Annotated in this window: 10 protein-coding genes; 7 read left to right on the top strand and 3 right to left on the bottom strand. The window is 61.5% G+C overall.

The features are described from left to right. Window positions 1-142 precede the first annotated feature (142 nt). From AUL39_RS11170 to AUL39_RS01020, 5 genes are all read left to right on the top strand, one after another. Window positions 143-859, top strand: coding sequence for a LytR/AlgR family response regulator transcription factor (locus AUL39_RS11170; RefSeq protein ID WP_059052759.1), 717 nt, complete (start codon window positions 143-145; stop codon window positions 857-859). Then, a complete protein-coding gene (locus AUL39_RS01035; RefSeq protein WP_082667164.1) occupies window positions 856-2,253 on the top strand; it encodes an ATP-binding protein in 1,398 nt (465 codons plus the stop codon). The genes AUL39_RS11170 and AUL39_RS01035 overlap by 4 nt, the downstream gene beginning before the upstream one ends. A gap of 355 nt (window positions 2,254-2,608) precedes the next feature. Further along, window positions 2,609-3,289: a methionine ABC transporter ATP-binding protein gene (locus AUL39_RS01030; RefSeq protein ID WP_235810717.1), complete on the top strand. Its 681-nt coding sequence runs from the start codon at window positions 2,609-2,611 to the stop codon at window positions 3,287-3,289. After that, a complete protein-coding gene (locus AUL39_RS01025) occupies window positions 3,282-3,953 on the top strand; it encodes a methionine ABC transporter permease (protein ID WP_059052751.1) in 672 nt (223 codons plus the stop codon). Before AUL39_RS01030 ends, AUL39_RS01025 begins: the two co-directional genes overlap by 8 nt. Before the next feature lie 74 nt (window positions 3,954-4,027). After that, a complete protein-coding gene (locus tag AUL39_RS01020; RefSeq protein ID WP_059052749.1) occupies window positions 4,028-4,885 on the top strand; it encodes a MetQ/NlpA family ABC transporter substrate-binding protein in 858 nt (285 codons plus the stop codon). 81 nt (window positions 4,886-4,966) lie between these two features. Here AUL39_RS01020 and AUL39_RS01015 read toward each other — a convergent pair whose 3' ends face one another. From AUL39_RS01015 to AUL39_RS11320, 3 genes are all read right to left on the bottom strand, one after another. After that, the gene (locus AUL39_RS01015) at window positions 4,967-7,918 is read right to left on the bottom strand and encodes a glycoside hydrolase family 3 C-terminal domain-containing protein (RefSeq protein WP_059052747.1); all 2,952 of its coding nucleotides are present in this window, start codon (window positions 7,916-7,918) and stop codon (window positions 4,967-4,969) included. A 158-nt stretch (window positions 7,919-8,076) separates the two neighbouring features. Continuing rightward, window positions 8,077-9,291: a CapA family protein gene (locus AUL39_RS01010; protein ID WP_059052745.1), complete on the bottom strand. Its 1,215-nt coding sequence runs from the start codon at window positions 9,289-9,291 to the stop codon at window positions 8,077-8,079. Window positions 9,292-9,876: 585 nt separating this feature from the next. Next, window positions 9,877-12,411 carry a glycoside hydrolase family 3 N-terminal domain-containing protein gene (locus tag AUL39_RS11320; RefSeq protein WP_160327001.1) on the bottom strand — a complete coding sequence of 845 codons (2,535 nt, stop codon included), beginning with the start codon at window positions 12,409-12,411 and terminating at the stop codon, window positions 9,877-9,879. 166 nt (window positions 12,412-12,577) lie between these two features. On the opposite strand from AUL39_RS11320, the gene AUL39_RS11005 reads away from it, so the two are divergent. Both AUL39_RS11005 and AUL39_RS00995 read left to right on the top strand, forming a co-directional pair. Beyond that, the gene (locus AUL39_RS11005; RefSeq protein ID WP_059052741.1) at window positions 12,578-13,381 is read left to right on the top strand and encodes a LytR/AlgR family response regulator transcription factor; all 804 of its coding nucleotides are present in this window, start codon (window positions 12,578-12,580) and stop codon (window positions 13,379-13,381) included. After that, window positions 13,378-14,706, top strand: coding sequence for an ATP-binding protein (locus tag AUL39_RS00995; RefSeq protein ID WP_059052740.1), 1,329 nt, complete (start codon window positions 13,378-13,380; stop codon window positions 14,704-14,706). Before AUL39_RS11005 ends, AUL39_RS00995 begins: the two co-directional genes overlap by 4 nt. The last annotated feature ends 208 nt before the right edge of the window (window positions 14,707-14,914 follow it).

Here is a 14,914-nt window from a genome sequence, read left to right as displayed (position 1 = left end):
CCCCTCCGTTGCTTTCTCAGGCGGGACGCACACCCGCCCAAACTTCAATTCGAGTGGAAAGGTAGTTCAGCTAAGCTTGGAAAAGACAAGGGGTGACCAAATCCGTCACCGCCGGGACAGAATCGGAATCGAGGTGAACGGTGTGGACACCTACAAGGTGCTGATTGTCGAGGATGACGACCAGGCGGCAAGCACGCTCTCCGCGCACCTCGAGCGCTTTGCCGCGGAGCACGGAATCCGCTTCCTGGTGACCCGCCTTGCAACCGCCTTTGACCTCTCGTCCGCCGACGCAGTCGACCTCATCTTCATGGACATCGACCTGCCGGGCATCAACGGCATGGAGACGGCGCAGATGCTGCGCGAGGAGAACGCCACCACCCCGCTCATTTTCGTAACGAACCTCGCCCAGTACGCTGTAAAGGGCTATCAGGTGGACGCGCTCGACTTCATGGTCAAGCCGGTTGGCTACGGCGACTTTGCCATGCGCATGGGGCGAGCCCTCCGCGCAATGGAGAAGAACGCTACGCGCACCATTGTCCTTCCCACCGCAGGCGGCACGCGTGTGGTCGACGTACGGGACATCGCCTATGTCGAGCGCGCAAAGCACGACCTTCTCTATCACGTGACCGGCATCGACCATCCGCTCCGCCGGCGCGGGAGCATAAGCGGCGCGCGAGAAGAACTCCCGCAAGGCCTCTTCATCACCGTGAGCCAAGGGTGTCTCGCCAACATGTCCCACGTGAGTGCGGTGCTTGGCGACTCCATTCAGCTGGATGACGGAACCTCGCTCTTCTTTAGCCGCTCGTGCAAGAAGCCCTGTCTCGAGACGCTCGCGCGCTACTTCGGGGGCACCGTATGAGCGATTGGAGCCAATGGCCTGCTCTAGGAATGGTGTACGCCACGCGGGCAACCCTGCTGTTTGTCGAGGTCATGATTGCGGCATGCCTGTTTGCTCATGGACAGCCAACAAGGCCGCACCCCTGGCGTCGCGCCGCGGCGATAACCGCAGCGGTCTTTGCGGCAGGCATGCTTACTCCATGTATCAACGTATTCCTGCAGATTCCCGATCTATCGAACTATCATCCGGGGGCACTCGAGTATGGGCTTGGCTACGCCCTCGTCCCCATGCTTATCACATGCTCTCTGTTCCTCCTCGTCACCATCCCATCGCTTCTCGCCTGCTTCGAGATAAGCCCGTGGGCCGCAATCTTCTGCGCGACGGCCGGCTACTCTCTTCAGAACCTTGCCAGCGGACTCGGAGAGACTGTTGGGCTTCTCCTCACCGCCGCAGGCGTTCCGGGCATTGTGCCGGGCGAGAACGCGTGGCTCACCGCGATAAGCTGTGCCGCAACCTATGTAGTGGCCTACCTGCTCTTCATTGGGCGCATCGACTCCAAGGGCCTGGAGGGTCAGAGAAACCCGGCCATGCTCGCCATGATCGTCGTGGTGATGTTTGGCATCATCGGCTTTGACCTTATCCTCAAGTACGTTGTCACCGTGAGCCTGCCGCTGCCCATCGTCCTATGCCTGCGCTTGTTCCACGTGCTTATCTGCGTCTTTGTGATCATCGCCGAGGTGGAGCTTGTTGTGGTGCGCCAGCTCTCCTCCGAGAAGGCCGCCACCGAGCGTCTCCTCGCCGAGCAGGAGCGCCAGTACCAGCTCTCGCGCGAGAACATCGAAGCCATCAACATCAAGTGCCACGACCTACGCCACCAGATTCGCTCGCTCGCAGCGGGAGACAAGGCCGTCGACAAGGCGGTGCTCGAGAACGTCGCGCAAGAGATCGACGTGTACGACTCCAAGGTCCGCACCGGCAACGACGCCCTTGACACCATCCTTTCCGAGAAGAGTCTGCTTTGCGAGAGCCGCAAGATCACGCTCACCTGCGTGGCGGACGGCGCCGCGCTGGACTTCATGGCGCCCGCCGACCTCTACGCGCTCTTTGGCAACGCGCTCGACAATGCTATCGAGGCCGTAGAGCACCTGGACGATGCGGCAAGGAGGTCCATCTCGCTCATCGTGCGCAGGCGCGCCGGAACCGTGACCATCCACGTGGAGAACTACTACGACCCCACTGCCAGTGCAAAGAGCTTCAAAGGCGACGTGCCGGCAAGCACTAAGGGCGACCCTCTCAACCACGGCTTTGGCACACGCTCGATGAAGGCGATCGTCGAGCGCTACGGTGGCACGCTTGCCTTCTCGGCAAACGGGACGACCTTCTGCGTGGATGCCGTGATTCCAGAGCGCGCATAGGCGCTCGTCCACTGCTATCACCTGACGCGATAGCCAGTCAACGCGAATAACGATTTGAGATTCAGCCAGACGCTAGCTACAGTGTTGGAGCATGAACACGACGAGCAGCACATACACCTTTGCGCTCATGCGCCAGCAGATGCCCAAGCCCGGGCACCCTCGTCGCTAGCAGCCTGCCGCATCACCCGGCACGGGCCGCCAGCGCGAAGGGACCGGGCGTCTTACCAGCACGGCTTTTGCACAGGGTCGTGCACTTTACCAGCAGGCGGCATCGAGCGGAGCGCACGTTTTGATTTCTCTGGAACATCTTTGCAAGACCTTTGAGGGGGGCAGCGAGGTCCACGCCCTAAACGACGTGTCCCTCACCATCCCCACCGGCGACGTGTTTGGCATCATTGGCATCTCCGGTGCCGGCAAGTCAACGCTGGTCCGCTGCCTCAACCTCCTCGAGCGTCCCACCTCCGGACGCGTGGTGGTTGATGGTACCGACGTGACCAACCTCAAGGGCGCCGCACTTCGCGAGTACCGCCGCCATGTGGCGATGATCTTCCAGGGCTTTGGCCTTCTCGCGCAGAAGACAGCCCTTGAGAACGTCTGCTTCCCCTACCTTGCGAGCACGGGCAAGGTCACGGCAGAGAACCGCGAGGAGGCCCTGGGCTACCTGGACCGCGTTGGCCTTGCAGACCGTGCCAGCTCCTATCCGGCGCAGCTCTCGGGCGGCCAGAAGCAGCGCGTGGCCATTGCCCGTGCGCTTGCCTGCCACCCGGACTACATCCTCTGCGACGAGGCCACCTCGGCCCTCGACCCCGCAAGCACGGCCTCGGTCCTGCGCCTTTTGCACACGATCAACGCCGAGACGGGCGTCACAATCATCGTGATTACCCACTCCATGCAGGTTGTCGAGGACATCTGCAAGGACGTGGCAGTGCTTGTCTCGGGCAAGGTCGTTGAGCAGGGCAGCGTTGCCGAGGTCTTTGCCAACCCGCAGCACGAAGTGACCCGTCAGCTTCTGGGAAAGGAGAGCTGGGATGAGTAGCCTTGCATCCTTCTTCGCCCAGTACGGCTCGCTTCTTGGCGAGGGACTGGCCGATACGCTGGTCATGCTCTTTGTGTCCACGGCCTTCTCGTACGTCATAGGCATCTTCCTAGGCGTTGTTCTCTGCGTCACCGCACCGCGCGGGCTTCACCCCATGCGCACCCTGAATGCCGTACTCGGTTGGGTGGTGAACATTGGGCGCTCCATCCCGTTCATCATCCTTCTGGTCTCGATGTTCCCGGTCACGCGCGCCCTGGTTGGCACCACCACCGGCGTGCAGGGCGTGATTCCGCCCCTGGTGCTCTCCACCACGCCGTTTGTGGCGCGCATGGTCGAGCAGTCCCTGGCCGAGGTCCCGCGCGACGCAATCGAGGCAGCAGAGGCGTGCGGAGCGTCCATCCCGCGCATCGTGGTCTCTGCCCTGCTCCCCGAGGCCCTGCCCTCCATTGTCCGCGGCATCTCGATCACGCTTATCGCGGTTCTGGGCTACACGGCCATTGCAGGCGCAGTTGGCGCGGGCGGGCTGGGCGACATCGCCATTCGTTACGGCTACTACCGCTACCAGGACGAGGTCATGATCGCCACTCTCGTGCTCATCATCATCCTGGTGCAGGTAATCCAGAGCACCTGCGACGCCATCGCAAAGAAGATTGACCACCGCTAGCAGGAACGCGTTGCGCTTCTCGGCAGCGCTCCTACCACCACTCTCATCATTTTTCCAACAGAAAGGAACCCGTCATGCTCACCAGAAGGAACTTCATTGGCACCGGCCTCGCCGCACTTGCCGCAACCACCCTCGCTGCTTGCGGGAACTCCGGTTCCAGCTCGTCTTCCAGCAGCTCTTCCGCCAGCGACTCGGCGCAGAGCCAGACGCTCACAGTTGCCGCGTCCCCCTCGCCCCACGCAGAGATCCTCAACAACTTTGCCGCGCCCAAGCTCAAGGAGCAGGGTATCGACCTTCAGACCAAGGAGTACACCGACTACATCATCCCTAACCAGGTGACAAGCTCGGGCGAGGTCGACGCCAACTACTTCCAGCACATCAACTATCTCAACAACTACAACGACGAGAACGGCACAGACCTGGTGGGCGTGGCCGCCATCCACTACGAGCCCTTTGGCATCTACGCCGGAAAGTCCTCTGACCTGGCCGACATCGCAGACGGCGCGCAGATTGCCGTTCCCAACGACCCCACCAACGAGGGCCGCGCGCTCCTTCTCCTCCAGCAGGAGAACCTCATCACGCTCAAGGACCCCGACAACCTCGAGGCCACCCCGGTCGACATTGCCGAGAACCCCCACAACCTGCAGTTTGTTGAGGTCGAGGCAGCGGCGGTGCCGCGCCAGCTCCAGGATGTTGACTTTGCCGTCATCAACGGCAACTACGCAATCGAGGCCGGCTTCCACGTGAAGGACGCCGTTGCCGTGGAGTCCAAGGAGGGCAAGGCCGTCGAGCAGTACGCCAACTACATCGTGACCACGCCCGAGAAGAAGGACGACGACCGCATTGCCGCGCTGGTCAGCGTTCTCACGAGCGACGACTTCAAGCAGTACCTCTCCGACACGTACGGTCAGGACGTCCTTCCCGCGTTCTAAGGCGAGAAGGCACCTCACACAAAGGCGGCCCGCCCCCACCCGGGGACGGGCCGCTTGCTTTATGCGAGTAGAACTGCCTTGCTACTTCTCGTCAGACGCCTTCTTGTCGCCCTTCTTGACCTCGGGGACATCGGCAGCCTCTCCGTCCTTGCCCTCGGCGCCCATGAGCTTGTGGTTCTTCACGGCCTTGTAGCCGAAGAACGCCGCCAGGGCGACGAGCACCGCAGAGCCGCCCCACACGCCATACTGCCACGGGGCAACGCCGTAGGTAATCTTGGAGCCCGGCACCATGCCGTTCATGGCGTTGGAGTTGGCAACGGTGTAGAGCACGCGGTGCATGGACTCGCGCATCTCGGAGACAACGGTCGCCGTGTTGGTGCCCTGGTACTCGCCGGTCATTGCCGAGTAGGTGAGCTGAAGGTCGGTGCCGGCATAGATGGCCTGGTTCTTGTTCATGTAGTCATAGAGCTCGAAGTCCGTGATGACCATGCCCTTGAAGCCCCACTCGTCGCGCAGGACGCCGGTGCACAGGCTCTTGCGGCCGCCGGCCCACTCGGCGCCAACGTAGTTGAACGAGCTCATCACACCGGTGCAGCCGGGCATGGTCTTGGTTGAGACAGTGCCCTTGTCGTCCGAGATGTACTTCATCTCGTACGTGGCCTCCTTGACGGTGGTCTCGAACGGACGCAGGTAGATCTCGCGCGCAACCTGCTCGGTGGCCCAGGTGCAGACGTGCTGCACGCGGTAGGACTCCTGGTCGTTCATCGCGAAGTGCTTGATCATGGCATAGCAGCCGTTCTCGGCGGCACCACTCACCACTGCCGCGCCAATCTTGCCGGCAAGCAGCGGGTCCTCGGAGTAGTACTCGAAGTTGCGGCCGGCGAAGGGCGAGCGGTGCGTGTTCATGGCCGGCGCGTACCAACCGTTGTACGCAGAGGCCAGGGCCTCCTGGCCAACCATCTGGCCCATGCGGTGCATGAGCTCCACGTTCCAGGTCTGCGCCATAACGACCTCGGAGCAGTAGGAGCAGTTGCCGGTGGGACCGGTGAGCGAGGTGAAGCCGGCAGGGCCGTCGGGCTCTACCGTTGCGGGCTTGCCCACGGACTCGACCTCGGGGGTGTTGTAGGCGTCGTCGTTCAGGCAGGTGGCCATCTCCTCAACCGAGAGCTGGTCGAGGATGTCGTTCCAGGCCTCGGAGTCGAAGTCCTGGCCGCGCATGTCAATGAGCTGCAGGCCGTTGTCCGCCCCGGTGGTTGGCATCGTGGCGTTGGGGTCCTCGTGGTCCTCGTGCTTCCACTCCACAAGCTCCACGCCGCAGTCCGCCGCGCTCTTGTCGGCGGCCTCCTCGGGGAAGGTCCCCTTAAAGTCCTTGCGGGACATGGTCTTGACGTTCTTCTCCATGTACTCCGTCATGTCGTCGAACTTGTTGGTAATCTGCGCCTCGGTGGCGGAGTCGGTCGTGTACTTCTTGGCCGAGAGGGACACGGTCTTCTGGTCCACGACGGTGTGCGAGTCGGTGCGGAGGCTGATGACGTAGTCGCCCGCGTCGAGCACGTACGCCTGCTCGTCGGAGCTGTAGGAGGCCATGTCGCGCACGGGGAACTCGATGGTGACCTGCTGGCTCGCACCGGGGTCAAGCGCATCGGTCTTGGCAAAGCCGCCCAGCACGACGGCTGCCTTCTCGAGCCCGCCTGCGGTATAGGGGGCCGAGTAGTACACCTCTACGACGTCCTTGCCGGCAACGGAGCCCGTGTTGGAAACCGTGACCTCAACCTTGACCTTCTCGTCGTCCGCATTCACAGAGTCGAGCGTCTGCGAGAACGTGGTGTACGAGAGGCCATAGCCAAACGGGAACACCACAGCCTTGTCGTAGTCGAAGCCGTCGTAGTTGCCCGCCTCAGCCTCGACTGCAGCGGTCTCGTAGTAGCGGTAGCCGTAGTAGAGGCCCTCGGCGTACTCCACAAAGTAGGCGTTGCCCGTGGACTTCTCAGGATAGTAGCCCTCGATGTCGGTGTAGCGCTTGCCGCCAAAGTTCTTGAACGTGGGGTCAGCCGTGAAGTCTGCGGCCCAGATGTCCGTGGTCCTGCCAGAGGGGTTCACGGTACCGGCGAGTACCTGACCGAGGGCAGCCGCACCGGTGGCGCCAATAGATCCAACCTCGAGAATCGCGTCGACCTCGTAGTCACCAGAGACCAGGGGGCCAAGCTCCATCGACGTGGAGAGGTTGAGCACCGCGACAACCTTGGTGCAAGCCGCCTTCGCGGCTGCGATGACGCTCTTCTCCTCCGCCGTAAGCTCAAGCTCGTGCTGGCCGTCCTCGTAGTTGGCCGTCTCGCTGTTGGCGGTGAAGTTCTCGGAGACGCCAGACTCCACGTCTGCCTTGAGGTCACGGGAGAGGTCGCCGCCCTCGCCGCCGCCACGGCCAATGAAGACCAGGCCAACGGTGCCGTTAATGGATGCCTGAGCGTCAGAGCTATAGTCGGACCAGGGAATCTCGCCGATGTAGTAGGACGCCGTGGACGGGTTGTCCATGGTGATGGCGGCCTTGGCGTAGTTGGAATAGTTGTTGTTGATCCAGTCGTAGGCGGTGTCGTTGATGGTGAAACCCGCCTGGCTGATGCCCTGGTAGAAGTTGATGCAGGAGTTGGCGTCAACGGTACCGGAGCCAGCCCCGCCATAGACCGGGTCGGCCGCGTAGCGGCCGAGCATACTCACGGTCTCGGACGTGGAGAGCGGCAGCGCAGCGTTGTCGTTCTTCAAGAGGACGATGCCCTCGCCCTCGATCTCGGTGACCAGCTCGTTTGCAGCCTCGGTCGCCTGCTTGCGGCCACGGTAGTCCGCTGTGTAGTACTCCGCGTCCCAGCCCTCGGAGCCCTCGACCTTCTCGACCGTTGCGGGGCGACCGCCCACGTAGTGGTCGAGAAGCGAGCTGAACTTGTTCGCCGCTACGTTGGCCGCAGCGGTGACGCCCAGAAGGCCCACCGACGCGATGGTAGAACCGATGAACTTCCTTCTCGTAGTGTTCTTAGCCATTCCCCACTCCCCTTACGTTCCCTCCGGCCCCGAGGGCCGCTTGTTCGACGATAAGGGTAGGCAGCAGGCGTGCGCGGCACCAAAGAGGGTCGCATCCGGTCATTTATCCGTCGCAAATTGCAGTTGCTGCCCAGCAGCGGCGCCCACTGGCAGCGGCGTCACTGGTCTATCTGGAACTCCGAGCCTATGACCTCGCTGGTCTTTGAGCGAATCCACTCGCCTGGGTTGTCGAGGTCCGCAAGCAGCTCATTTACGGAAGCCATGTCGTCGGTGTAGTCGCGCGCCAGGTAGACCGTGTCAGCATCGCCTTCTGCGTGCTCGATGAGCGTGTGCCACGCCACGTTCTGGATACCCACCGCGCCGTCTTCACCACGAACAAAGTCGCAGCTCAGCATGCCCGAGAGAACGCAGTCAGGCTTGTGGTAGCCCGAGACAAAGTCCCCCAGCCCATATGCTACGAGCGTGGAGCCAGAGCCGTCCGAGCGCTGGAGCCACGCCATGGGCTGAATCACGTGCGCGTGGCTGCACGAGACCAGCCCCGCACCCGCGTCCGCGCATGCCTGCGCAGCCTCTACCTGCTGTTCGTTTGGCGTGTTGGTGTACTCGGTTCCCATGTGGAGGTAGACGACCACAAAGTCCGCCTTCTGCTTGGCGCGGGCCATATCTTCCCTCATGGCTTCTTCGTCCCAGGGAACGGCGTAGTAGTCGTTTGGCAGCTGGTTCTGCGTGTAGCCGTTCTGGCCGTAGCTATACGAGAGAAACGCCAGCGTTATGCCGTTCTTCTCGACCGTTCGCACGTTCTGGCGGTCGCGCTCGCTTGCGTAGGAGCCAATGACCGTGATATTGGGGTAGCTAGCCCAAACCTTCTGCGCATTGAGGATGGAGTCCGTCCAGGTGTCATACGTGTGGTTGGAGTTGGTGTTCACCACGTCAAAGCCCGCGTCCGACACCGCCTGCGCCATGGAGTCCGGCGTGTTGAAGCTGGGGTAGCCAGCGTAGCCGTGTCCTTGGTAGACACCGAGGGTCGTCTCCTGGTTCACGAAGGCGATATCGTAGCTGGAGATGACGTCGCGCACGTGATCGTAGAGCGGGCCAAAGTCATAGCTGAGGTCTCCTGTGGTGCCCGACCACGAGTCCGCGTACTCAAGGGTGTTCTCGTTGGCAAGGTTGTCGCCAACGGCACAGAAGCTCACGCTATCCGGGGCTTGCGTTACCGTTTGGTCGTCCGTCGCTTGCTGAGCGTTAGAGGCGTCCTGGTCCGATGCGTTGGACGCAGCGCAGCCCCGCGCAACCAAGACGAGAGCAGCCACCACGACGGCCGAAAGGACGAGCGCGAGTAGGGCTTGGGGCTGCGGCTTGTTACGGCGACTCATGGACTCCCCCAACGTCTGCGCCTTTGCTTGTAGACCTGTAATGTAGCGCTTCCATTGGGGGAACCGCCGTGGTTCTGCTCTCAATTCGCAAGCGGGGCCCCGGCACATGCCGAGGCCCCGCAAAGTTTGCGCGTCCGGGCCGTATACGGGAGGGAGAGTCCCGGACGTTGGTGCAAGACGGCATAGGGAGGTTGTCGTCGAGCCATACCATACGGTCCTGCGGGCGGCGGTTCTTGTATTTGGCGCAAGTGGTCGTCTGCTTGTCACCATTGGTGGGTTGCAGGGGTTCCCTGCCAGTACTAGCGGGCGTCCACTGCACCCAGCCGACGCCAGTCGCTCCCAGCCGGCAGCAGACTCGCCCTGCCGCCCGCCACCCGCACCGGCCACCCATACCGGCTGGTGCTGTGGAGAGGAAATTCGATAGATAACGTCGTTCTCAGTGGCAAAAATGTCGATTTTCTTCTCGTTGGCGCCTGGGGCTCGTTGGCGCCGGGGGCCCCTCTCGGCACCTGGGGACTTCAGCCGAGGGGCCCGCAGCCACAACGGCTGCGAGCCCCTCGCCACAAGCATCGTTACCGCCGGAGGCTATGCCTTATCGGGTTTGACCTCGGTCTCAGGCTCGGTGAGCGGCGCGACCTTGTAGGTCTTGGTGCGGTCGTCGTCAATCACACCGGACCAGTTGAGGCCAAAGCAGAAGTCATAGGTATTGCCCTCGGAGTCGGTGTAGCAGTCCATATCGCGAGGTACGTCCTCAAGCTGGGTCTCCACTGTGTCCATGTCCTTGGGCATCTGGAACTGGAGAAGGGCGCTGGGCTCAACCTCGCCAGTGATGATCTTGGCAATAGAGGCATCCGGAATGTTGAACCCGGTGCCGCTGGGGCCGGCGTCGCCCGCCCATGTCATGAGAATGGCGTCGGCAGAGGGCTCGATCTCGGAGAAGACCATGGGGTGGTCCGCCTCAATCACAAGGATGAGCTTAGCGGACTCGGGCAGCTTGGCCTTGGTGTCCAGCACAAGGTCAAGCTCACTTTCATTGGTGGCATAGGTCGACTGACCGTAGTAGCTGCGGTTTGTCATCTCCACGCCGCTCTCGGTCCCATGCTCGTACCACGTCTTGCCGTCAACAGGGTCGCCGGCAAGTGACGTCTGACGCACGCTGCTGCCATCGGCGGTGTACGGACGGTACTGCAGCGAGATGGGCACGTAAGTGATGTCATCGTTTGAGCTGGCACCAAACATCGACGTTGCACCCATGACGCCATCATACGCATCCTGCGGGTTCTTAATCTTGATAAGGGCGTAGTCAACGCCCGAGAAGTCAGAGAGGCGCGTGATGTCGGACTCCTGATACTGCGGGTCCGTCTCGCCATCGAGGGGTGCGCCGGTGGGGTCACCAACCTCATCAGTGACCACGTCGAAGTACTTGCTCGCCACGTCAATGTCAAAGCACGGCGTAATGCTCGCAGGCGTGGTGCCAAAGAAGCTCGAAGAGGAGGGCGTGAAGAGCTGCGGAATGTAGACCTTGGGCTTGTCGCCCAGACCGTTCTTCGAGATGAGCCCACCCTTGTTCTTGAGCATGATGATGCACTTCTCGTTGCACTCCTCGGCAAAGTCTGCCGCCGCCGTGCTCTCAAGGACCTCCTTGGCCTTGCTGCGATCGGAGTAGGGCTGGTCGAAGAGCTGGACGTTCACCATGAGGCGCAGAATGCGCTTGGCGGACTCACGCACGCGGGCGAGCGCCTCGTCCTCTCCGAGGTCCTTCTCCATCTGCTCGTAGACGGGGTCACCGACTTCCTCAGGCTTAAAGCCGCCACCGTACTGGTCAACGGAGGCATCAATCATCAGGCGATAACGCCCCTGTTCGTCCATGTTCTCGGTACCACGGCCGCTCGTGATAATTCCCCAGTCCGTGCAGACCATACCCTCCCAGCCTGCATTGCGGAGAATGGAGAGCTGCTGCTTGTTGAGGCCACCACCAACACGCAGGCCATACTCAGCATCCGTGGAGAAGGGGATGCCGTAGTTGGGCATCACGGCCGCCATCTGCTCTGTCTTGGAATCGAGCTTCATTCCGCCGTCCAGGAACGGGATGAGGTGCGCCTTGTAGTTGCCACCAGGGAAGACATCGTACTTGCCAGTGTCACCATGGTCGTTGCGGCCGCCCTCGATGGAGCCGGCGCCCACAAAGTGCTTGAGCATGGTGGCAACGGAATCCTTGCCCCAGCCCTTGTCATCAGTAGCCTCATCGTCGCCCCAGGTCGACTGCATACCGCCAGCAAAGGCAGCGGTGAAGTCGCGGTCAAGAGCGGGGTCCTCGGTCTCGGCTCCGGGGAGTCTCGACGTGATGGGGTTGGTGTAGAGGTCTACCTGCGGGCCAAGCTCGCAGCGGATGCCCATTGCGCTCCAGGCACGGCCAATCCACATGCCAGCCTTGCGCCACAGATCTTTATCCATGGCCGGAGCGAGCCCAACGGTCGAGGGGATGCCAAGGGTCGAGTAGGGGTCGGTGGAGCAAATGTACGGGATGCCGTGGGGGCGCTTCTCGCACTTCTCCTGGATCCCATTGATCCAGGAGATGGCAGACGCGTACGACTCGTCATTGGGGGTAAGACGAGAAACGCCTGCACAGGAGCCCTTGTCGATAAGGCTCGTGTCGTTGGGGTCCGTTTTCACGCCAGGCTGGTCCGGAGTTCCCTGAACGCCGCCATGCCACATGAGCTGCACGCACTCCTCGGCGGTAAGCTGGCTTGCCAGGTCCGCAGCGCGATCATCTGCGCTCTGGCGCCAGTCCTCAAAGAGCGAGAGCTTGCCATCGCCGTCCATATCGCGGAAGGCAAGGCCGTCCACCTGAATCATGCGCGCAGTGTCCATAACGCCAATCTCGGGACCACCGTCAGGGTTGGTGTAGCGGGTCCAGCCGTCGCGGGTCTCCTCGCTCGTCCACTTGGCCTGGACGTCCGATCCGTCCGGGTCGATGGGGTACTTGTCGGCGCTGGGAACGCTTGAGCCCGCATCGCTGGCAGCATCCTGCGTGCTCGTGGAGCCACAGCCCGCCAGAGCAGCAGCGCCTGCGCCAACGGCAACGCTTCCGATAAAGTCTCTCCTCGTCATCCCACTCATGTTCTTTTCCTTCCCTCTCACCCGCTTGCTATCATTGCGGCAGACACGCAAGCTCCTTGCCTGGCCGGGCCCCGGAGAAGAGTGCCTGCCGCTGTGCCTCAAGGTACGATTGGTGCCCTGGGGTTTAGATTTGTTGGCGAAATCTGTTGAGGAAACGGCGAGGACGATGGCAAGGGCAGTGGTGGGCGGTCCAAATGGCAAGGCAGACGGCATGCCCGACGAGACGCGCATCCCAGGCGATGCTGGAAGGGCAGCCGCAATTCGCGTGCTTGTTGTTGAGGACGAGCCTCAAGAGGCGGAACGCTTGCGTGCGCTTCTCTCGCGCTATGCTGCCGAACGCGGCGAGCGCTTTGAGGTCTCTGCCATGACCTCCGCGGCAGAGTTTCTCTCCAATCGGCCAGAGGTTGATCTTGTGTTCATGGACATTGGGCTACCGGGAGTCAGCGGCATGGAGGCGGCTGAGATTCTCCGCGACCACGACCAGCGTACGCAAATCATCTTTGTGACGAGCCTTGCACAATATGGCGCACGCAGCTACGAGGTGGACGCCCTGGACTTCATCGTGAAGCCCGTGAGCTACCACAGCTTCTCCCTGCGCATGGACCGAGCGGTCCGCGTGCTTAGACGCACCATCGGGAGAAGCGTGATTATTAAGGAGAAAGGCGGCATCTCCGTCATTCCGGTGAGCGACATCACTGCCATCGATGTGCAGGGTCACAACCTTGCCTACCACCTCACCGACAATCGCGAGACGCTGGCGCGAGGAACGTTGAGCGCGCTTGCCAAAGAACTTGCTGGTACCTCATTTGTCCAGATATCGAGCAGCGCCCTTGTGAACATGGACCACGTGCGCACAATACGTGGCTCTGACGTCCACACCTCCGACGGCGGGGTCTATGTAATTAGCCGGCCCAAACGCAAGGCAGCCTTTGAAGCCATCGCCGCCTACTACGGTGGGAGAAACTCATGACACCCCTTATGGACACGATTCACGCACTTCTCTCAATCCTGGACTTTCTCGTGCCATTGGGGCTTCTCGCCACTGCGTTGCCAAGAAGGACCGGCTTTGCATGGCGTGTGGCAATTGCGGTTGTTGGCTTCGCCTTCTACTTCCTGTTCACGTGGTTCGCAGGACGTGGCCTTGTGCTTTCCGGTGGAGATAAACTTGCCTCACTACTTACGCAGGTAGCGTTCTTCTCGACATTTGTCCTGCTCATGGTGGGCATGGTTGCCATTTGCTTTGAGGGTACAGCATGGACCGCGCTCTTCTGTGCTTCTGCTGCGTACTCCGCGCAGAACCTTGCAGCGGGGACGCGGGACTTCATTGGAATTTGCCTTGGCACGGGCGTGCAGGCACCTGGAAGCGAACCGGCCGCATTTAACGTTCTGATCTCCGCCGCTGTGGTCCTTGGCTTCTACCTGCTGTTCGTGCGACCCATACGCAAGCAGGGCCTTACGCTTGTGGAAGACCGGGCAGCTCTTCTACTATTGGCGGTTGTCATCTTCTTCAACATCGCATTTGACATTGCCAGCAAGAACCTCCTGAGATACGGCGTCTCCATCACATATGTCCTCATCATCTCCTTTGCTCACCTCTCCGTATGCCTTCTTGTGCTCTACCTCGAGTACGAGCTCCTCTTCAACAGGCGACTTCAGGTGGAGGCAGCGGCTACCGCGCGGCTTATGAGCGACCGCGAACGGCAGTACCAGATGAGTCGCGAGACTATCGAGGCCATCAACATGAAGTGCCACGACATCCGGCACCAGATTCGCCACTTCCCGGGTAGCGGCGCCAGCGTAGACCCCGCGGTTCTCGCAGACATTGCGCGCGAGGTCGATGTCTACGACTCCAAGGTGCAGACGGGAAACGAGGGCATAGACACCATTCTTTCCGAGAAGCGCCTGCACTGTGAAGGTAAGGGCATCGAGTTTGACTGTGTTGCCGATGGCTCCGCCTTGAGGTTTCTCTCGAACGCAGAGCTCTACTCGCTCTTTGGAAACCTGCTGGACAACGCGATAGAGGCGGTGGAGCGGCTGGATGACCCCACTGAGCGGATTGTTTCTCTCAACGTGAGGTCCGCAGCGGGCATGGCAACGATACACGAGGAGAACTACTTTGACGGAAGCGTGCATATGAAGGATGGCGCGCCCGTCTCGACCAAGGGAGATCAGCTCAACCACGGGTACGGGTTCCGCTCCATGCGCACGATTGTGGAGTCCCACGGCGGAGCGATCACCTGCGGCACCAACGGCCGCGTGTTCTACGTGAACGCCGTGATTCCGCAGCCAGAATAGGCAGGCGCCTACAGCGGGCCTTGCACTCCTCGGCATTGGCATTGCATGAACGAGTGGTGCTGTGGAGAAGATAATCGACAGATAACGGTGTTCTCAGCGGCCAAAATGGCGAATTTCTTCTCGTTAGCTCCCAGGGTGTTTCTCGACAGGGCCTGCACTACCCGCCAAACTCCTTCGCACCACAAAAACGGGGCCCAGCCTCAGCGCT

It is taken from the genome of Tractidigestivibacter scatoligenes, assembly GCF_001494635.1.
Classification (GTDB): Bacteria; Actinomycetota; Coriobacteriia; order Coriobacteriales; family Atopobiaceae; genus Tractidigestivibacter; species Tractidigestivibacter scatoligenes.
This window is presented reverse-complemented; position numbering and strand designations above follow the sequence as displayed.